Annotated in this window: 20 protein-coding genes; 7 read left to right on the top strand and 13 right to left on the bottom strand. The window is 71.2% G+C overall.

Features of this window, described 5'->3' with window-relative positions; translation table 11 throughout:
• Window positions 1–462: 462 nt before the first annotated feature.
• Window positions 463–1,104, bottom strand: coding sequence for a DNA-3-methyladenine glycosylase (locus CP967_RS27275; RefSeq protein WP_150492078.1), 642 nt, complete (start codon window positions 1,102–1,104; stop codon window positions 463–465).
• 248 nt (window positions 1,105–1,352) lie between these two features.
• Between CP967_RS27275 and CP967_RS27270 the strand changes: the two genes are divergently transcribed.
• From CP967_RS27270 to CP967_RS27260, 3 genes are all read left to right on the top strand, one after another.
• Window positions 1,353–2,135 carry a sporulation protein gene (locus CP967_RS27270; RefSeq protein WP_150490509.1) on the top strand — a complete coding sequence of 261 codons (783 nt, stop codon included), beginning with the start codon at window positions 1,353–1,355 and terminating at the stop codon, window positions 2,133–2,135.
• A gap of 147 nt (window positions 2,136–2,282) precedes the next feature.
• A complete protein-coding gene (locus CP967_RS27265; RefSeq protein WP_150490508.1) occupies window positions 2,283–2,816 on the top strand; it encodes a YbhB/YbcL family Raf kinase inhibitor-like protein in 534 nt (177 codons plus the stop codon).
• 141 nt (window positions 2,817–2,957) lie between these two features.
• Complete coding sequence (locus tag CP967_RS27260; RefSeq protein ID WP_150490507.1) at window positions 2,958–3,473, top strand: HNH endonuclease; 516 nt, start codon at window positions 2,958–2,960, stop codon at window positions 3,471–3,473.
• 67 nt (window positions 3,474–3,540) lie between these two features.
• Here CP967_RS27260 and CP967_RS27255 read toward each other — a convergent pair whose 3' ends face one another.
• From CP967_RS27255 to CP967_RS27240, 4 genes are all read right to left on the bottom strand, one after another.
• Window positions 3,541–4,314: a sulfite exporter TauE/SafE family protein gene (locus CP967_RS27255; RefSeq protein WP_190175482.1), complete on the bottom strand. Its 774-nt coding sequence runs from the start codon at window positions 4,312–4,314 to the stop codon at window positions 3,541–3,543.
• A 77-nt stretch (window positions 4,315–4,391) separates the two neighbouring features.
• Window positions 4,392–5,321: an SPFH domain-containing protein gene (locus tag CP967_RS27250; RefSeq protein ID WP_150490505.1), complete on the bottom strand. Its 930-nt coding sequence runs from the start codon at window positions 5,319–5,321 to the stop codon at window positions 4,392–4,394.
• A gap of 161 nt (window positions 5,322–5,482) precedes the next feature.
• Window positions 5,483–5,911 (bottom strand): NfeD family protein, encoded by a 429-nt coding sequence (locus CP967_RS27245; protein ID WP_150490504.1) that lies wholly within the window; start codon window positions 5,909–5,911, stop codon window positions 5,483–5,485.
• Window positions 5,912–5,974: 63 nt separating this feature from the next.
• The gene (locus tag CP967_RS27240; protein WP_150490503.1) at window positions 5,975–6,775 is read right to left on the bottom strand and encodes an ABC transporter ATP-binding protein; all 801 of its coding nucleotides are present in this window, start codon (window positions 6,773–6,775) and stop codon (window positions 5,975–5,977) included.
• Between the two features lie 177 nt (window positions 6,776–6,952).
• On the opposite strand from CP967_RS27240, the gene CP967_RS27235 reads away from it, so the two are divergent.
• A complete protein-coding gene (locus tag CP967_RS27235; protein ID WP_150490502.1) occupies window positions 6,953–7,732 on the top strand; it encodes a hypothetical protein in 780 nt (259 codons plus the stop codon).
• A gap of 260 nt (window positions 7,733–7,992) precedes the next feature.
• Here CP967_RS27235 and CP967_RS27230 read toward each other — a convergent pair whose 3' ends face one another.
• Together CP967_RS27230 and CP967_RS27225 are read right to left on the bottom strand one after the other, a co-directional pair.
• Window positions 7,993–8,637, bottom strand: coding sequence for a response regulator (locus CP967_RS27230; protein WP_150490501.1), 645 nt, complete (start codon window positions 8,635–8,637; stop codon window positions 7,993–7,995).
• The gene (locus tag CP967_RS27225; protein WP_150490500.1) at window positions 8,630–9,775 is read right to left on the bottom strand and encodes a GAF domain-containing sensor histidine kinase; all 1,146 of its coding nucleotides are present in this window, start codon (window positions 9,773–9,775) and stop codon (window positions 8,630–8,632) included. The genes CP967_RS27230 and CP967_RS27225 overlap by 8 nt, the downstream gene beginning before the upstream one ends.
• A gap of 444 nt (window positions 9,776–10,219) precedes the next feature.
• On the opposite strand from CP967_RS27225, the gene CP967_RS27220 reads away from it, so the two are divergent.
• Window positions 10,220–10,966, top strand: a complete 747-nt coding sequence (locus tag CP967_RS27220; RefSeq protein WP_167535447.1) for a transglycosylase SLT domain-containing protein — start codon at window positions 10,220–10,222, stop codon at window positions 10,964–10,966.
• 144 nt (window positions 10,967–11,110) lie between these two features.
• Here CP967_RS27220 and CP967_RS27215 read toward each other — a convergent pair whose 3' ends face one another.
• Window positions 11,111–13,771, bottom strand: a complete 2,661-nt coding sequence (locus CP967_RS27215; protein WP_150490498.1) for an ABC transporter ATP-binding protein/permease — start codon at window positions 13,769–13,771, stop codon at window positions 11,111–11,113.
• 321 nt (window positions 13,772–14,092) lie between these two features.
• Between CP967_RS27215 and serB the strand changes: the two genes are divergently transcribed.
• Window positions 14,093–15,349 carry a phosphoserine phosphatase SerB gene (gene serB / locus CP967_RS27210; RefSeq protein ID WP_150490497.1) on the top strand — a complete coding sequence of 419 codons (1,257 nt, stop codon included), beginning with the start codon at window positions 14,093–14,095 and terminating at the stop codon, window positions 15,347–15,349.
• 114 nt (window positions 15,350–15,463) lie between these two features.
• On the opposite strand, the gene CP967_RS27205 is transcribed toward serB, so the two are convergent.
• From CP967_RS27205 to CP967_RS27195, 4 genes are all read right to left on the bottom strand, one after another.
• Entirely contained in the window at window positions 15,464–15,982 is a 519-nt protein-coding gene (locus tag CP967_RS27205; protein ID WP_150490496.1) for a SixA phosphatase family protein, read from the bottom strand.
• A 96-nt stretch (window positions 15,983–16,078) separates the two neighbouring features.
• Window positions 16,079–16,288 (bottom strand): hypothetical protein, encoded by a 210-nt coding sequence (locus tag CP967_RS27200; protein WP_150490495.1) that lies wholly within the window; start codon window positions 16,286–16,288, stop codon window positions 16,079–16,081.
• A 153-nt stretch (window positions 16,289–16,441) separates the two neighbouring features.
• Window positions 16,442–16,558 carry an SGM_5486 family transporter-associated protein gene (locus tag CP967_RS35155; protein WP_268253071.1) on the bottom strand — a complete coding sequence of 39 codons (117 nt, stop codon included), beginning with the start codon at window positions 16,556–16,558 and terminating at the stop codon, window positions 16,442–16,444.
• Between the two features lie 4 nt (window positions 16,559–16,562).
• Window positions 16,563–17,837, bottom strand: coding sequence for a CynX/NimT family MFS transporter (locus tag CP967_RS27195; protein WP_150490494.1), 1,275 nt, complete (start codon window positions 17,835–17,837; stop codon window positions 16,563–16,565).
• Between the two features lie 168 nt (window positions 17,838–18,005).
• On the opposite strand from CP967_RS27195, the gene CP967_RS27190 reads away from it, so the two are divergent.
• Window positions 18,006–18,680 (top strand): FadR/GntR family transcriptional regulator, encoded by a 675-nt coding sequence (locus tag CP967_RS27190; protein WP_150490493.1) that lies wholly within the window; start codon window positions 18,006–18,008, stop codon window positions 18,678–18,680.
• Between the two features lie 29 nt (window positions 18,681–18,709).
• Here CP967_RS27190 and CP967_RS27185 read toward each other — a convergent pair whose 3' ends face one another.
• Window positions 18,710–19,078 carry a hypothetical protein gene (locus tag CP967_RS27185; protein WP_150490492.1) on the bottom strand — a complete coding sequence of 123 codons (369 nt, stop codon included), beginning with the start codon at window positions 19,076–19,078 and terminating at the stop codon, window positions 18,710–18,712.
• Between the last annotated feature and the right edge of the window lie 36 nt (window positions 19,079–19,114).

Genomic DNA, 19,114 nt, shown 5'->3' with positions numbered 1-19,114 from the left:
AGGTCTTTTCAAAGGAACCACCAACCTGCCGAAGCAGGCCGGGGTATCAACATATCTGGCGTTGACTTTTGGCACGCTGTTGAGTTCTCAAGGAACGGACGCTTCCTTCGGTCCCGTCTCACCGGGCCCTCCGGGCGCTTCCCTTCGTTCTTGCGTTTCCGACTCTATCAGACTCTTCCGTGTCCGATTCCCGGCCGAAGCGGGATTCCTGCACTCGCCTTCCCGGTCCCACGCTTTCGCGCTTTCCCTTTCCGGCGATCACTACGTTAACCGATTTCCGCTGCGACTCATAATCGAGTCCGTCAACCATATTTCGGCATGCCGAAACAGCGCCCACCAGGGCGAATCGTCAGTAGTGTTTTTACCCTTTCACGGTGCCCCGACCCGGTCCGTTGGACCGCGCCGACAACACTGCATCCGTTCAAGCGGCTCGGACTACATTAGGGAAACCCCGAGGGCGAGTCAAGTTGCGCTACCCGTGCGGCGACGGCGCGGTACATGGGCGCGGTAGGGGCTGACCGTGGGATCGCCGTCGATCCAGAAGCGCCACGGCTGATGCGCCCCGTCACCGCCCACCCCCGTGCGGGGGCCGCTGCACACCTGGTCACGGGGCGGCGGGGTGCCGTGGAGTACGGACAGGGCCCCGCCGGCGCCGGCGATCGTGTCGGTGCCGTCCAGCCTCCGGTCGACATCCAGGGCTGTGGCCAGACGTGCCGGCCCTTTGGCCAGTTCTCTGTCATGACGGGCCGAGAGTCGACGTTTGCGCGCGGCTTCGGCACCCACCGTGATCTCACCGGCCCGCAGCAGGACACCACTCGCCATGCCCTCGGGTCCGCACACCAGATTGAGGCAGTGCCACATGCCATAGGTGAAGTACACGTAGGAATGGCCCGGCGGGCCGAACATCACGCTGTTACGGGCCGTGCGCCCGCGGAACGCGTGCGAGCCGGGGTCGATCTCCCCCGCGTACGCCTCGACCTCCGTCAGCCGGAGCTCGATGGGACCGTCCTCGGTGAGGCGGACGAGGGTCCGGCCGAGCAGATCGGGAGCCACGTCCAGGACGGACCGGTCGAAGAAGTCCCGGGGGAGCGGCGTGCGGGCCATGGCGGTTTCCATGCCGTCCGAGGGTACCGGGACCGCCGCCGTGGGAGAGCGGACCACTGCCGGCAGGGTACCGGGGCCGCCGCCACGGGAAACCGGACCACTGCCGGCAGGGGACCGGAGCACCGCCGCGGAAGGCCGGACCGCCGCAGGTGTCACCCGTACCGGGGCCCCGGGGCAGCCGGACCGCGGTCCGGGGAACCGGCTACGGTCGTGGCGCGTATGTAGGGGACAGGACCTAGGAGGAAAACATGGGCTTCAAGCGGCTGCTCGCGAGCATGGGTGCCGGCGGTGCCTCGGTGGAGACCGAGCTCACCGAACTCAACGTCGTTCCCGGTGGCGTCGTCCAGGGCGAGGTGCGTATCCAGGGCGGCTCCGTGGACCAGCAGATCGAGGGGCTGTCGGTCGGCCTCCAGGCGCGGGTCGAGGTCGAGGGAGGGGAACAGGAGACCAAGCAGGACATCGAGTTCACCAAGCTGCGTCTCGGCGGTGCCTTCCAGGTCCAGGCCGGGGCCGTGCACGTCGTGCCCTTCGGGCTGGAGATCCCGTGGGAGACCCCGGTCACGATGTTCGCCGGGCAGCACCTGCGCGGGATGGACATAGGCGTGACCACCGAGCTGGAGATCGCGCGCGCCGTGGACTCCGGTGACCTCGACGCCATCAACGTGCACCCGCTCCCCGCGCAGCAGGCCATTCTGGACGCCTTCGGGCAGCTGGGCTTCGCCTTCCGCAGCGCGGACATGGAGCGCGGCCACATCCGCGGTACCCGCCAGCGGCTGCCGTTCTACCAGGAGATCGAGTTCGCCCCGCCGCAGCAGTACCGCGGGCTGAACCAGGTCGAGCTGACGTTCGTCGCCGACGACCGTGAGATGGACGTCGTCCTGGAGATGGACAAGAAGCCGGGCCTCTTCAGCGAGGGCAGCGACTCCTACCGGGCTTTCAAGGTCGGTCTTCACGACTACCAGAGCACCGACTGGGCCGCGTACCTCAACCAGTGGCTCTCCCAGGTCGGCGGCCAGCGCAACTGGCTGTGACCGCACCGGTCCGAAAGCCCCGGGCCCCCGGCCCCGGTCGTGTCTCCCCGGCTGCCGGCGGACGACGGCGTCGTCCGCCGGGGACCGCGGGACAGCCCTTAGGGTCGAAGGGACCGCGCTCTACGACCGACCAGGAAAGGTGCTGATGTGACCGAGCCGAACAGGGCACCGCTGCCGCACGACTTCCATCCCGAGGTGCCTTCGTTCACCGTGGTGAGCGAGGACCTCGCGCCGGGCGGTGTGCTGGGCGAGGCCCAGGTGCAGGCCGCGGGGAACACCTCCCCGCAGTTGCGGTGGGAGGGCTTCCCCGCGGAGACGAAGAGTTTCGCCGTGACGTGCTTCGACCCCGACGCCCCCACGGGCAGCGGATTCTGGCACTGGGTGCTCTTCGACATTCCCGCCTCCGTCACCGAGTTGCCGGCCGGAGCGGGCGGCGGCGGCTTCGAGGGGCTGCCCCCGGGCGCCGTGCACGCGCGTAACGACTACGGCTCCAAGGACTTCGGGGGTGCCGCTCCCCCGCCCGGCGAGAGGCACCGCTACGTCTTCACCGTGTACGCGGTGGACACCGGGAAGCTCGGTCCGGACAGCGACGCGTCGCCCGCCGCGGTCGGTTTCAACCTCCGCTTCCACACTCTGGGCCGCGCCCAGTTGATCGGTGAGTACGCCGCTCCCGTGAGCTGATGGTTCACCCGTTGTTTGCCCTGCCCTGGTCCTGGAGAGATCAGGGCAGGGCACTTTTTATTGCGTTGTCCCTCACGGCGCTCCCGGCCAGAGTTGTTCCGGGCCTGCCGCGTGGCGGGCGGCACACGGGAGGTGGACGGGATGCGCGACACACTGGTACTCAACGCGAGCTTCGAACCGCTGTCGACGGTGACACTGAACCGTGCGGTGGTCCTGGTCCTGCAGGACAAGGCCGTGGTCGAGCAGGCGCACCCCGGGCTCCGCATGCGTGGTGCCGCGATCGACATCCCGGTACCGCGGGTCATCAGGCTCTGCAGGTACGTCCGCGTGCCGTTCCGAAGACACGCCCCCTGGTCCAGGAGGGGGGTGCTCGTACGCGACCAGCACCGGTGCGCGTACTGCGGGCGGCGGGCGAGCACCGTCGACCATGTGGTGCCGCGCGCCCAGGGCGGGCAGGACACCTGGCTGAACACCGTGGCCTCCTGCGCCGAGGACAACCACCGCAAGGCGGCCCGGACTCCGGAGGAGGCGGGGATGCCGTTGCTGCGGCAGCCGTTCGTACCGTCGCCGGCGGACGCCATGCTGCTCGCGATGGGTGCTGGTGTCCGGTCCTCGCCGTTCCGGTGGCCGGCGCCGGCGGGTGACGCGGCCGCGTAGCCCGCGTGGCGCCACGGGGCCCGTTCCTCCCGCCCGCGGGAGGAACGGGCCCCGTGTGCTTGTCCGGTCAGCGCAGCAGGAGTTGGACGATGGCCGCGGTGCCGACCACGACGATGATCGCGCGCAGCACGCGCGGGCTGAGGCGCCGGCCGACCTTGGCGCCTATCTGGCCGCCGATCGCGGAGCCCACGGCGATGAGCAGGACGGCGGTCCAGTCGAAGTCGGCGACGAAGAGGAAGAAGAGGGCGGCGATGCTGTTGACGACGGCCGCGAGGACGTTCTTCACGGCGTTGAGGCGCTGCATCGTGTCGTCGAGCAGCATGCCCATCAGGGAGAGGTAGATGATCCCCTGGGCGGCGGTGAAGTAGCCGCCGTACACGCTGGCGAGCATCAGCCCCACGAACAGCAGGGGCCCGCCGTCGGTACGGGCCGGGGTGCCGGTGTGCTCGCGGCGCCGCTGGACGGCCTTGCTGATCCGGGGCTGGAGGATGACGAGGACCAGGGCGAGCGCCACCAGTACGGGGACGATCGTCTCGAAGGCGGTCGAGGGCAGGGCCAGCAGGAGGGTGGCTCCCGTGAAGCCGCCGATCAGCGCGCCGACGCCGAGTCTGATGATCCGGCGGCGCTGCCCGGCGAGTTCCGCGCGGTAGCCGATGGCCCCGCTGATCGATCCGGGGATCAGACCGAGGGCGTTGGAGACGGTCGCGGTGACCGGTGGCAGGCCGGTCGCGAGGAGTACGGGGAAGGTGATCAGCGTGCCGGAGCCGACGATGGTGTTGATCGTGCCGGCTCCGACCCCGGCCGCGAAGACGGCGAGAATTTCCCAGATGGACAAGGCCATCCCCTTCGGTGGTCAGTGACGCCTCCCCGCCATCAAGGTCGGGGGGCCTCACCGATCATGCACGAAGGGGGGACGGGTCAGTCGACGGGGGGCTGCTCGCGGCGTTCGGCCCCGGTGTTGAAGCCGGGGGCGCCGCTGCCGAGGTTGCCGAACGCCCCGCTGAGGCCCTTGAGCGCGTCGCCGATCTCGCTGGGGACGATCCAGAGCTTGTTGGCGTCGCCCTCGGCGATCTTCGGGAGCATCTGGAGGTACTGGTAGGAGAGGAGCTTCTGGTCCGGGTCACCGGCGTGGATGGACTCGAAGACCGTACGGATGGCCTGGGCCTCGCCTTCGGCGCGCAGGGCCGATGCCTTGGCCTCACCTTCGGCGCGCAGGATCGCGGACTGCTTCTCGCCCTCGGCGGTGAGGATCGCGGACTGCCTGATGCCCTCGGCGGTGAGGATCGCGGCGCGCTTGTCACGGTCGGCGCGCATCTGCTTCTCCATCGAGTCCTGGATGGAGGTGGGCGGTTCGATGGCCTTGAGTTCGACGCGGTTGACGCGGATGCCCCACTTGCCGGTGGCTTCGTCGAGGACACCGCGCAGTGCCGCGTTGATCTCCTCGCGCGAGGTCAGGGTCCGTTCGAGGTCCATGCCGCCGATGATGTTGCGCAGGGTGGTGACGGTGAGCTGCTCGATCGCCTGGATGTAGCTGGCGACTTCGTACGTCGCCGCGCGGGCGTCGGTCACCTGGTAGTAGATGACGGTGTCGATGTTGACGACGAGGTTGTCCTGGGTGATCACCGGCTGCGGCGGGAAGGGGACGACCTGTTCGCGGAGGTCGATCCGGTTGCGGATCGAGTCGATGAACGGGACGACGATGTTCAGCCCGGCGTTGAGGGTGCGCGTGTAGCGGCCGAACCGCTCCACGATGGCGGCACTGGCCTGCGGGATGACCTGGATCGTCTTGATCAGGGCGATGAAGACGAGCACCACCAGAATGATCAGGACGATGATGATCGGTTGCATCGTGTGCTCGTGCCCTTCGGTAGCCGGCGGATCGCGGTGGTCGGGGTCGTTGTCATGGCGGTCGCGGTGACGGCCGCCGGGGGGCCGGTGGTCGCGGTCGCATTGTCATGATGATCGACTTCGAGTCTGGCAGACTGCGGCCTGCCGTGTGACCGGTTCGCTCACATGACGACGGCTGTCGCGCCGTCGATCTCCACGACGTCGACCTGCTGCCCGGGTTCGTAGCTCTGGTCGCCGTCGTAGGAGCGTGCGGACCAGACCTCCCCGGCCAGCTTGATGCGGCCGCCGCTGCCGTCGACCCGTTCCAGGACGACGGCCTGACGGCCTTTCAGTGCGTCGATGCCGCTGGTGTGCACCGGTTGTCCCTTGCGCTGCCTGGCGGCGAGGGGGCGTACGACGGCGATCAGCGCCACCGACACCACGACGAACACCAGGACTTGGGCGACGATGCCTCCGCCGAGTGCGGCGACGACGGCCGCGGCCACCGCTCCGACGGCGAACATTCCGAATTCGGGCATCGCGGTCAGCACGAGGGGGATGCCCAGTCCCACCGCGCCGATCAGCCACCACACCCACGCGTCGATGTCCACCCCGTCATCGTAGGACCGCGGGGCCCTCCCCGACAGGGCGCCGGGGAGCCGGGTGGTGAACTCCTACTTGCCGAGGGGCAGTCCGCGCGCGGTGTAGCGGTCGCCGAGGTGCTCGACGATGAGCGGGAGGCCGAAGCAGAGGGAGAGGTTGCGGGAGGTCAGCTCGGTCTCCATGGGTCCGGCGGCCAGCACCTTGCCCTGGCGGATCATCAGGACGTGGGTGAAGCCGGGCGGGATCTCCTCGACGTGGTGGGTCACCATGATCATGGAGGGGGCGTACGGGTCGCGGGCGAGCCGGCCGAGCCGGCGGACCAGGTCCTCGCGGCCGCCGAGGTCGAGCCCGGCGGCGGGCTCGTCGAGGAGGAGGAGTTCGGGGTCGGTCATCATGGCGCGGGCGATCAGGGTGCGCTTGCGCTCGCCCTCGGAGAGGGTGCCGAACTTGCGGTCGAGGTATTCGGTCATGCCGAGCCGGTCGAGGAAGGCGCGGGCGCGCTCCTCGTCGACGGCCTCGTAGTTCTCGTGCCAGGTGGCGGTCATGCCGTAGGCGGCGGTGAGCACCGTCTGCAGGACGGTCTGGCGCCGGGGGAGCTTCTCGGCCAGCGCGATGCTCGCGATGCCGATGCGGGGGCGGAGCTCGAACACGTCGGTGCCGACGCCGCCGAGCCGCTCGCCGAGGACCTCGGCGGTGCCCTTGCTCGGGAAGAGGTAGCTGGAAGCGATGTTCAGCAGGGTCGTCTTGCCGGCGCCGTTCGGGCCGAGGATGGCCCAGCGCTCCCCCTCCTTGACCGACCAGGAGACGTCGTCCACCAGAGCCCGTCCGTCGCGGACCACGGATACGTCCACCAGCTCCAGTACATCGCTCATGGCGCGTTGTCTCCCCATGCAGTGTCGAGATCGTCGCGTGCCGGCGGGCACGGCTCCCAGGGAAAACCTACGCCACTCGCGGAGTGCTCCGGTGCGGAGGTCCGGCTCGGGGGCCGCCGTCCGGGGTCCGTCCCCTGCGACCGCCGGGGATCGCGGATCAGTCCTTAGGCTGTCCCCATGCTTTCGGAACCACGCTCAGGGCGGCTCGCCGCATGGGGAAACGCGCTTCTCGCCGGACTCGTCCCGCCGGACGACGCGGCGCACGCGATCGTCGGACCGGACGCGGTTCACCGTGTCGGGGGACTGGCCGGCGAGACCGGTCCGGTCGGGCTGACGCTGGCCCTGGGGCGGCTGAGACGGCTCGGCGCGACGGGCTTCCGGGTCGCGCTGCCGGTGTCCGGCCACCCGCTGGGGCTCAGCGGCCCGCCGGATTTCAACGCGCGGGCCCTGGAGGCCGGGGAGGCGGTGGTGGTCTCCGGGGCCGCGTACGGGCTGGTGCCGGAGGTGACTGAGGCGGGCCCGGCCGGGGATGTGCACGTCGAGGTGGTGTGGCACTGCCTGCCGGTGCGGGAGGCGCCGCCCGCGGACGTGCCGTCGCTGGGCGAGGCGGAGCGGGAGCTCGCGGAGGCACTGCGGGACGCGACGGCGGTGCTGTCGCGGCTGGACGTGGCCGGTTCCGGGCCGGTGGCCCAGGCCGCCGTGGAGGCGTACCGGGCTCGGGCGGAGCGGGGGCGCGAGGTGCTGGCGCCGGGTTATCCGCCCCGGGCGGTACGGGTGCTGGAGCTGGCCCAGCGGGTGGGGCTGCTGGTTTCGGTGGCCGAGGGGGCCGGGCACGGGGGCGCGGTGAGCTCGTCGGAGATCGCGGCCCGGAGCGAGGCTCTGCGGCCGGTGGAGCGGGTGGCGCGGCGGGCGCAGGTCGCGGCGTACAACGCGTATGTGGAGGAGCGGAGCCGGTGAGGGCGGCCGGGGTGTGAGAGCGGCGGGGGCGTGAGGGCAGCCCGGTTGCTAGAACTGCGGAGCGCGAGGGCGGCGGGGCGGGAACCGCCGCCCTCGGGGAGGGAGCCGCCGCCCTCGGGGAGGGACGCGGGGCCAGGGCCCTGCGGAGGCCGGACAGGAAGAGGCCGGGCACCACGTGCCCGGACGCCCTGAACCGGGCACCACGGGCCGGACGACACGGGCCCAGGTGCCACGAGCCGGAGGCCCCCTCCGCGGTGCGCTCAGCCCGCCGCCCCGTGGCGTACCGCCCAGAGTGCCGCCTGGGTCCGGTCCGAGAGGTCCAGTTTCATCAGGATGTTCGAGACGTGGGTCTTGACCGTCTTCTCCGACAGGACCAGTGCCCTGGCGATCTCACGGTTGGACCGGCCGTCGGCGATCAGCCCCAGCACCTCCCGTTCCCGCTCGGTCAGGGTGCTTCCGCGTCCGGTCCCGCCGCCGGTGTCCTCCTGGGCCAGGAGCGCCCCGGCGACCTCGGGCTGCAGCAGGACGTGGCCGGCGTGGACGGAGCGGATCGCGCCGGCGAGCGCGTCCGGGTCGATGTCCTTGTACACGTAACCGGACGCGCCCGCGCGGAGGGCGGGGACGACGGTGCGCTGCTCGGTGAAGCTGGTGACGACCAGGACCCGGGCGGGGTGGTCCAGCTCACGCAGCCGCCGCAGGGCCTCGATGCCGTCGGTGCCCGGCATCTTGACGTCCATCAGGATCACGTCGGGCCGCAGCGCCTCCGCCTCGGCGACGCCTCCGGCGCCGTCGGACGCCTCCCCCACCACCTCTATGTCGTCCTGTACCTCCAGGAAGGTACGGAGGCCGCGCCGTACCACCTGGTGGTCGTCGACCAGCAGAACCTTGATGGTCTTGTCAGCCACCGGGGACCTCCATCCGGACCGTGGTGCCCTTGCCGGGCTCCGATACGACGGTGAGTTCGCCGCCGACGCTGTCGGCCCGGTGCCGCATCGAGACGAGGCCCAGGTGACGGCCCTCGCTGCGGACCGCGTCGGTGTCGAAGCCGCTGCCGTCGTCGGTGATCCGCAGCACCGTGGCCGGGCCGTGCCGGCCGAGGCGGACCTGGACGTGTGCGGCTCCCGAGTGGCGCAGGGCGTTGTGCAGGGCTTCCTGGGCGACCCGGAGCAGCGCTTCCTCCTGGGCGGCGGGCAGTGCTCTGACCCCGTGGGTCCCGAAGGTGACCCGGGCGCTGTGGGCCCGGTCCAGGACCTGGACCTGGGTGCGCAGGGTGGCGGTCAGCCCGTCCTCGTCCAGGGCGGTGGGGCGCAGTTCGGTCACCGCGGCGCGCAGTTCGTCCGCTGCCTCGGCCGCCAGTACGGCGACCTGCTGGAGTTCGCCCTTGGCGCGGGCGGGGTCGCGGTCGACGAGGGCGGCGGCGGCCTGCGCGGTGAGCCGGAGGGAGAAGAGTTTCTGGCTGACGGCGTCGTGCAGCTCGTGGGCGAGCCGTGAGCGTTCCTCGGCGATGGTGAGCTCGCGGCTGCGTTCGTACAGCCGGGCGTTGGTGAGGGCGATCGCCGCGTGCTGGGCGAGGATCCCCAGCAGTTCCTCGTCGGCCTGGGTGAAGCCGCAGCCGCCGGCCGGTCTGGGGCAGCGTTTGTTGGCGAGGAAGAGGGCGGCGATGGTCTCGTCGCCGTCCTGGACGGGCAGGCCGAGGAAGTCGGACATGTCGGGGTGGGCGGAGGGCCACCCCTCGAACCGGGGGTCCTCGCGGACGTCGGCCAGCCGCTGCGGCCGGGCCTCGTGGAGCATCGCGGCGAGGATGCCGTGCTGGCGCGGCAGCGGCCCGATGGCCTTCCACTGTTCGTCGCTGACACCGTCCACCACGAACTGGGCGAAGCCCCCGTGGTCGTCCGGGACGCCCAGGGCCGCGTACTCGGCGTCCAGCAGCTCGCGCGCGGAGGCGACGATCGTCTTGAGGACGTCCCTCATCTCCAGCTGCCGGTTCATGGCGAGCAGTGCGGCGCTGACCGCGGCGAGACCCGACGGCGGGCGATGACTCATGCGCTCACCGTACCGGCGCCCCCGGCCCCCGGGATCGGCCCCGGGGCGGGTGCGGCATGGGGCGCGGGCCCTAGGCCCCCGGTCCGGCCGCGCCCGGTCCGCACCGGAGGGCCCGGGGTCTCCGACACGCCGATATCGCTCACCGTGCGCATCGCACAAGCAACTAAAGGTGAGGCCGAGGGGTGCCCCATGTGAGCCCAGGCATAGGATCCACGTCACTTACGAAGTCGGATAGTTGCACCAAAACGGTCAATACGGCAGGAACTAAAACGGACAGAAGGGCCTTAACGGCCAGACCTTCCACTAAGGAGCTTCGTACGTCACACCTTTGCCAGGCAGTTTTGCGCTCGCTAAGAATTGCAAGCGTCCCCGACGGAGATGCGCCTCGGCGCTTCCGTCCGCGTCCTCGCCGAGGACCCCTGCTATTCGAAGAGGTACGACTGTATGTCTGTCTCCCGCATCACCAGCCGTAACCGTCGCCTGAACAAGGCGCAGAAGCTCTCCGTCGCGGGTGTTTCCACCCTGGCCGCCGCCGCTCTCGCTTTCTCCCTGGCCCCCGACGACGCGTCGGCGACCACCGGGTCGCAGGCCGTGTCCGGTACTCCGGTCGCGATCGCCGGCAAGGCGCAGACCGACGCCGTCCAGGCCAGTGTCATCGAGCAGCACTCCACCGCGGAGCAGCTGGTGAAGGCAGCCGACGCCGCCAAGGCGAAGGCCGCCGCCGAGAAGAAGGAAGCGGCCGAGAAGGCCGAGGCGAAGGCCAAGGCCGTCGCCGAGGCCAGGAGCGAGGCCGCCGCGAAGGCCAAGGCCGACACCCAGAAGCGCTCGGCCGAGAAGCCGAGCCGTGCGGCCGACCGCAAGCCGCTCTACGCGAACAACCTGGACGGCTGGATCCGCGAGGCCCTCCACATCATGGACGAGAAGAACATCCCGGGCACCTACGAGGGCCTGCACCGCAACATCATGCGCGAGTCCAGCGGTAACCCGCGCGCCATCAACGACTGGGACATCAACGCCATCAACGGCATCCCGTCCAAGGGCCTGCTGCAGGTCATCAAGCCGACCTTCGACTACTACCACGTCGACGGCACCAAGCACGACCAGTACGACCCGGTCGCCAACATCACCGCCGCCGCCAACTACGCCGCGGACAAGTACGGCTCGATCGACAACGTCGACAGCGCCTACTGAGCCACGCACCGAGCAGGGCCGGGTATGACCGGCGCGCCGGGCGGACCGTCCGGCCGCGCGGACACATGCCGAAGGGCGGCACCCCACGGGGTGCCGCCCTCGGGCGTTTCCGCGGCCGTGTTCCGGCCCGGCCGCACGGGTGCGCTACTTGCGCATCACCTCGGGCTCGTGGCGGCGCAGCAGCCGCGAGACGACGGCGAAGAGGACGACGCCCATAAGGAGGAGCACCCCGATGTCGATGCCCCACTGGGTCGCCGAGTGCTCCCAGAGCGGGTCCAGGTCGGCCGGGTTCTCCGGGTCCCACGGCGGCATCAGGTGGGCCAGGTCCAGGGTGGTGCCGGCCGCGGCCATCGCCCAGCGCGACGGCATCAGCCAGGCGAACTGCTCCAGGCCGGGTGAACCGTAGACCTGGAAGAGCACCCCGGTGAAGACGACCTGGACGATCGCGAACATGACGAGCAGCGGCATGGTCTTCTCGGCGGTCTTCACCAGGGCCGAGATCATCAGGCCGAACATCATCGAGGTGAACCCGAGCACGATGATCGACAGGCAGATCTCCGCGGCCGGGGGCATGAACAGCCCCTCTTCCGGAAGCTGCCGGGTGGAGAAGCCGATGCCGCAGAGGATCACGCCCTGGAAGGCCGTGATGATCCCGAGGACGATCACCTTGGACGTCAGATACGCGGAACGTGACAGGCCGGTGGCCCGTTCCCGCTCGTAGATCACCCGTTCCTTGATCAGTTCTCGTACGGAGTTGGCCGCGGCGGCGAAGCACATACCGACCGCGATGATCAGCATGATCGTCCCGGCCTTGGCGTTGAAGCGCTTGCCGGGCACATCGGGCGCGGCGAGGCCGAACTCGGCGGGGATGACCACGCTGACCACGCCGAGCACCGCGGGCAGGATCACCATCAGGGCGAGGAAGCCCTTGTCGGAGGCGATCACCGAGAGGTAGCGGCGCATCAGCGTGAACAGCTGCGCCGTCCAGCCCTGCGGCTTCGGCGGGCGGATCCGCTGCGGCGGGGGCATGTGCACGGGCTGCGCGGCGACGGCGTCGATGTCCGCCGCGTACATCTGGTAGTGCTGCGAGCCGCGCCAGCGGCCCGCCCAGTCGTAGTCGCGGTAGTTCTCGAAGGCCGAGAAGACGTCGGCCCAGCTGGTGTACCCGAAGAAGTTCAGGGCTTCCTCGGGCGGCCCGAAGTAGGCGACGGACCCGCCGGGCGCCATCACCAGCAGTTTGTCGCAGATGGCCAGCTCGGCCACGGAGTGCGTGACGACCAGGACCGTACGTCCGTCGTCGGCCAGTCCCCGCAGCAGCTGCATGACGTCGCGGTCCATGCCCGGGTCGAGGCCGGAGGTCGGCTCGTCCAGGAAGATCAGCGAGGGCTTGGTGAGCAGCTCCAGCGCCACTGAGACGCGCTTGCGCTGGCCACCGGAGAGCGAGGTGACCTTCTTGTCCTTGTGGATGTCCAGCTTGAGCTCGGCGAGGACCTCGTGGATACGGGCGGTGCGCTCGGTGTCGGTGGTGTCCGCGGGGAAGCGGAGCTTGGCCGCGTAGCGGAGGGCTTTGCTGACCGTGAGTTCCTTGTGCAGGATGTCGTCCTGCGGGACCAGCCCGATGCGCTGCCGCAGCTCGGCGAACTGCTTGTACAGGTTCCGGTTGTCGTAGAGGACGTCGCCCTGGTTGGCGGGCCGGTAACCGGTGAGCGCCTTGAGCAGGGTGGACTTGCCGGATCCCGAGGGACCGATGACCGCGATCAGGGACTTCTCCGGGACACCGAAGGAGACGTCCTTGAGGATGTCCTTGCCGCCGTCGACCGTCACCGTGAGGTGGCGGGCGGAGAAGGAGACCTCACCGGTGTCGACGAACTCTTCCAGCCGGTCCCCGACCAGACGGAAGGTCGAGTGACCGACACCGACGATGTCGTGGGGCCCGATGAGCGCGGAGCCGGACTTGCTGAGCGGCAGGCCGTTGACGTACGTGCCGTTGTGCGATCCCAGGTCGCGGATCTCGAAGCGGCCGTCGGGCGTCGCCCGGAACTCGGCGTGCAGCCGGGAGACCTGGAGATCGGAGACGACCAGCTCGTTCTCCAGGGCGCGGCCGATCCGCATGACCCGGCCGAGATCCAGCTGGTAGAAGGTGGTCGGGCTGCGGTCGCCGTAGACGGGCGCCCCCGCCGCGCCGCCGGGGCCGCCCGCCCCGGGCGGATGCCCGGCGGGACCCTGCTGGTGCGGGATCTGCTGCTGCGGGGGGACGGGGGCGTAGGGGGCCTGCTGCTGGGCGGCGGCCTGCTGGTACTGCTGCGGCTGAGGAGCGGCCTGCTGCGGCTGGTACTGCTGCGGGGCGGCCTGCTGCGGCGGCTGATACTGCTGCGGTTGCTGCGGGGCGGCCTGCGGCTGGTGCTGCGGGGCGGCCTGCTGCGGCGACGGGGCGGACCGGACGGGCGCGCCCTGCTGCGGCTGCGCGGCCGCCGGCTGCCCGCCGTACCCCCCGGCGCCCGCGCCGGCGGTGAAGTCCAGCCGCGGTCCGTCGGTGGCGTTGCCCAGGTTGACCGCGGAGCCGGGGCCGATCTCCGCCTGCTGGACCCGCTGCCCCTGCACATAGGTGCCGTTGGTGCTCCCGTGGTCCTCGACGGACCAGCTCCGCCCGTTCCAGCTGATCGTGGCATGCCGCCACGACACCCGGGCGTCGTCGAGCGTCAGATCGCCCTGCGGATCGCGCCCGAGGGTGTACGACCTGGACGGATCGAGCGTCCAGGTCCTTCCGTTCAATTCCAGTACGAGTTCCGGCACTCCGCGCCCCACTAGTCGTCCCCCGTGTCGCCCCCGTCGCAGGGGGCCTAGGGATGCTTCACATCGGGGCGAACTATTCCAGGGCCGGTGGCCCGACGGGAAGCCGGGCGGTGCGAAGACGGCGGGCGGGCCCGGCACCCCGCCGGCCGACTCGGGAGGAATGGGTCGGCAACGGGCCATCCGCGTCCCCGCCCCGCCACGCCCCCGCCGGAGGGCGGCCACGGCCGGCTCCGGGAGCGGCTCCCGAGGGCTCCCCGGCGGGGCGCCGCCGCTGTCCGCCACTCGGGACGGCTTGAAGGCCGCCGGGGCGGGCCCTATACGGTGGGAGCCACCATGAGCGCATCCCAGCCCCCTCTGTCCCCCCGGTCTCCCCAGCCCCCCGAGTCCGGTGAGGACACGGGTACGCCCACGCTTCTCGTCAAGATCTTCGGGAAGGACCGGCCGGGCATCACCGCCGGTCTCTTCGACACCCTCGCCGCCTACTCGGTCGACGTGGTCGACATCGAGCAGGTCGTCACCCGCGGCCGGATAGTGCTCTGCGCCTTGGTCACCGCCCCGGCGGCCGGGGGCGCCACCGAGGGCGACCTCCGGGCGACCGTCCACAGCTGGGCGGATTCGCTGAAGCTCCAGGCGGAGATCATCTCGGGCACGGGCGACAACCGTCCGCGCGGCGACGGCCGCTCCCATGTGACGGTTCTGGGGAACCCGCTGACCGCCCGGTCCACGGCGGCCATAGCGGCCAGGATCACCGCGACCGGCGGCAACATCGACCGTGTCTTCCGGCTGGCGAAGTACCCGGTGACGGCTGTGGAGTTCGCCGTCTCGGGTACGGGGACCGAGGAGCTGCGGACGGCCCTGGCGACGGAGGCCGCCGGGATCGGCGTCGACATCGCCGTCGTCTCGGCCGGGCTGAGCCGCCGGGCGCAGCGGCTGGTCGTGATGGACGTGGACTCCACGCTCATCCAGGACGAGGTCATCGAGCTGTTCGCGGCCCACGCCGGGTGCGAGGACAAGGTCGCCGAGGTGACCGAGCAGGCGATGCGCGGCGAGCTGGACTTCGAGCAGTCGCTGCACGCGCGGGTGGCGCTGCTGGCGGGTCTCGACGCGTCGGTGGTGGACAAGGTCAGGGCCGAGGTCCGGCTGACCCCGGGCGCGCGCACCCTGATCCGCACCCTCAAGCGCCTGGGTTACCAGGTGGGTGTGGTCTCGGGCGGTTTCACCCAGGTCACCGACGACCTCAAGGAGCGCCTCGGGCTGGACTTCGCCTCCGCCAACACGCTGGAGATCGTCGACGGCAGACTGACCGGCCGGGTCGTGGGGGACGTGGTGGACCGTGCGGGCAAGGCGCGGCTGCTGCGGAGCTTCGCCGAGCAGGCGGGGGTGCCGCTGGCGCAGACGGTGGCGATCGGTGACGGTGCGAACGACCTGGACATGCTGAACACCGCGGGGCTGGGTGTCGCGTTCAACGCCAAGCCGGTCGTCCGCCGGGCCGCGCACACGGCGGTCAACGTCCCCTTCCTGGACACCGTGCTGTATCTGCTGGGCATCACCCGCGAGGAGGTCGAGGCGGCCGACGGCCTCGTCGGCTGACCCCCGCCCGTACCACCCGCGCCGACGGCCAGGCGGTACGGCGGCCAGGCGGTACGGCGAAGGCCCCGGACGTCCTGCGTCGTCCGGGGCCTCCGCCGTGTTCCGCCCGGCCGCTCAGCCGTTCGGCGTCCAGTACTCCGCCAGCTTGCCCACGCCCGGCTCCAGGCTCTTCCAGGTGCCGGGGAACTCGACCACCGCGTAGGCGGCGGTGGAGAAGCCGTCCCTGGTCATCCGGGTCAGCGCGTCGCCCTCGGCACGGCCCGCGAGTGTGTCCGCCACACCGTGCACGCCGGGGTTGTGGCCGATGACGAGCAGGTCGCGGATGTCGTCGGAGACCTCGTTGAACAGGGCGATCAGCTCGCCCACGGAGGCTTCGTACAGCCGCTCCTCGTAGACGGTCCTGGGACGCCGGGGGAATTCGTGGACCGCCAGTTTCCAGGTCTCGCGGGTCCTGGCGGCGGTCGAGCACAGAGCCAGGCCGAAGGCGATTCCGGAGTCGGCGAGCCGGCGGCCTGCGACGGGGGCGTCCTTGCGCCCTCGTTCGGCCAGCGGCCGCTCGTGGTCGGACTGCTGCGACCACTCCGCCTTCGCATGCCTGAGAAGAACGATCCTGCGAGGTGTTTCGGCGCTCATGCACCTCAGCTTCGCATGAAAACCCTGTCCGGGCGCAGGGTGTTGAGGTGCTCGCCCGGTACGGATGACGGCGGTGCGCACCGCACCGGCGCGGCCTCAGGCCCAGAACAGCTCCATGATCATGCCGAGCAGCCGTCCGAGGGCCGGGTCACCGGCCGCGGCGTGGGCCTGGCCGGGCCCCGCGATCAGCATCAGGAGGGCGGCGAAGGCGAGCGCCGGGAGTGCGACGGCCCACCACGGCAGCCGGACCTCGGCAGCGTCCTTTGGGGCGGTGCGGGGCGTCCGGGTGTGCGTAGGGGCCGGCATGTCCGCCTCCAGGTCCTCGGTTCCGATACCGGAGAACCTACGGAACGGCCGGTGGCGGGCCCATCCGGCAGCCCACCCACTCGACCCTGAACCTGGCCCCCTAGGGGATGGTGGGGCTGGCCCCACCATCCCCCGCGGGGCGGGCCCCGGGGGTCAGGGGGAGGCGATCGTGGCGATCACACCGATGACCACCGAGATGAGAAGCATCGTCCCGAGCACGAGGAGGAGCTTCTTCTGGCCGTTCTGGGGATGTGGGTCGAGGACTGGCATGGGCTCAGTCTCGCATCCCGGCCTCGTCCTCGATCGTCCGGTCCCGCCCCGCGAGCACCCCGGCGATCGTCTGCGGCACCAGCAGGGCGGCCATCAGCGCGAGCGGCAGCCCCCAGCCGCCGCTGTACTCGTACAGCGCGCCGACGAGCATCGGGCCGGGGATGGAGATCAGGTAGCCGGTGGACTGGGCGAAGGCCGAGAGCCTGACCACTCCGGCGCCGGTGCGGGAGCGCATCCCGATCATGGTGAGGGCCAGCGGGAAGGCGCAGTTGGAGACCCCGAGCAGCAGCGCCCAGACCCAGGCGCCGCCCACCGGTGCCAGGTAGAGGCCCGCGTAGCCGAGCAGACCGCAGCCGCCGAGGACCAGGACGATCGGGCCCTGGGTGCGCAGCCGGGTGGCGACCCGCGGGATGACGAAGGCCAGGGGCACGCCCATGGCCATGATCACGGCGAGCAGGATGCCGGCGGTGCCGGCGGAGAGGCCGGCGTCCCGGAAGATCTGCGGCATCCAGCCCATGGTGATGTAGGCGGCGGTGGCCTGGAGCCCGAAGAAGCAGGCGAGCGCCCAGGACGTGCGGCTGCGGGCCAGGCGCAGCGGGGGCTCCTGGGCCACGGGCCCGCGCTCCTGCCCGGCGGGCGCGGGCGAGCCGTTCCGGTCCCGTACGAGGACGAGCCAGGGCAGCACGGCCGCGACGGCCGGTACCGCCCAGACGGCCAGGCCGGTCTGCCAGCCGCCGCCCAGTGCCCGGGTCATGGGCACGGTGAGGGCGGCGGCGACGGCAGTGCCCAGGGCCAGCGCCATGGAGTAGAGCCCGGTCATGCTGCCGACCCGGTCGGGGAACCAGCGCTTGACGATGACGGGCATCAGGACGTTGCTGACGGCGATGCCCATCAGGGCGAGCGCGCTGGCGGCCAGGAACCCGGCGGTGCTCCCGGCGTACGGCCTCAGCAGCAGGCCCGCCGCGATGGCGGCCATGCCCGCGCAGACGACGGCGCCGGGGCCGAACCGCCGGGCGAGCCGCGGCGCCATGAAGCCGAAGAGCGCGAAGCAGAGCGGCGGCACGGAGGTGAGGACCCCCGCGATGCTGCCGCTCATGTGCAGTCCGTCCCGCACCTCCTCCAGGAGGGGGCCGAGGCTGGTGATGGCGGGCCGGAGGTTGAGCGCGGCCAGGACGAGACCGACGGTGACCAGCCGCGGGATCCAGGGCGAGGGACCGGCGGGGGTCCCGTCCCGGGCGGGGGCGGCGGGGCTCAGGACCGGGGGTTCGTCAGGGCGCATGGGCCCATCATAGAATCATGGGATGATTGGGTGTCCACTCCGCTTCTCCTCCTGCGAGAATCGGGGCACGGATCCGACGGGCCCGCACCTCCCGGACCGGTCCTTTCCGAAGCCCTTCCGGACCACCGACTCCGGACCGCTCTCCCCGGAGCACGAGCAAGGAGCACCATGGCGCTGACGTCTCCACGGCGTTCGGCTCTCGCCGACCAGGTGATTGCCCAGCTGAGGAACCAGATCACCGCGGGCGAGTGGCCCGTGGGCTCGCGGATCCCGACCGAACCCGAGCTGGTCGAGCAGCTGGGGGTCGCCCGGAACACGGTGCGCGAGGCCGTGCGCGCCCTGGCGCACAACGGACTGCTGGACATCCGCCAGGGCTCCGGCACCTATGTCGTCGCCACCAGCGAGCTGGCCGGGGTGATGCACCGCAGGTTCGCGGACGCCGATCCGCGGCACATCGCCGAACTGCGCTCCACCCTGGAGTCCTCCGCGGCCCGGCTGGCGGCCCTGCGCCGCACCGACCGGGACATGCGGCAGCTGGACACGCTGATGGCCCGGCGCGAGGAGACCTGGAGCGCCGGGGACGCCGAGGCCTTCGTCGCCGCCGACGCGACCCTGCACCTGGCCGTGGTCGCCGCCGCCCACAACGACGTGCTGACCGAGCTGTACGCCGACCTGAACGACCTGCTCCGCGACTACCTGCGCGGTGACGTGGGCACGGACCTGCGCCCCGAGGTGTACATGGACCACGGCCGGCTCGTGGAGGCGATCCGGGCGGGCGACGCGGAGACGGCGGCCGCGGAGGCGGCGAGCCACGCGATGAACTGCCTGCGCGAACGCGCCTGAGCCGCTCGCCGGACGCGGCGGGAAGGACCTCAGGACACCCGGTGGCTCACCCAGGCCGCGCCGACCTCCTTCCAGCACCGGCCCTCCAGCCGCACGGTCCGGCCCGGCTGCACGACGGCCGCCTCGCCGTCGGCGTCGACGTCCCACCAGCGGACGCACTCGGTGTGGAGCTGGACCAGGTCCGTCGTGGGGTAGGGGTTGTGGCAGTAGGCGACGACCTCGGACCCTTCGACGGCCGTACGGCACTCGGCGCCCGCGGGTTCGGGGGACGGGGCCGCGGGAGCCGCGGCGCCCTCCCCCGCCCGGTTCGCCGCGCTGACGGCCACCGGGGCGAGCAGGGCGGCGACGACGGCCGCGGTGGCCGTCAGGGCCCGGGTTCGGCGACGTGTGGAGCGCACGGCGTCCTCCTCCCCACAGCCTGACCGGAAGTCCGG

Source organism: Streptomyces nitrosporeus, assembly GCF_008704555.1.
In the GTDB taxonomy this organism is placed as follows: Bacteria; Actinomycetota; Actinomycetes; order Streptomycetales; family Streptomycetaceae; genus Streptomyces; species Streptomyces nitrosporeus.
This window is presented reverse-complemented; position numbering and strand designations above follow the sequence as displayed.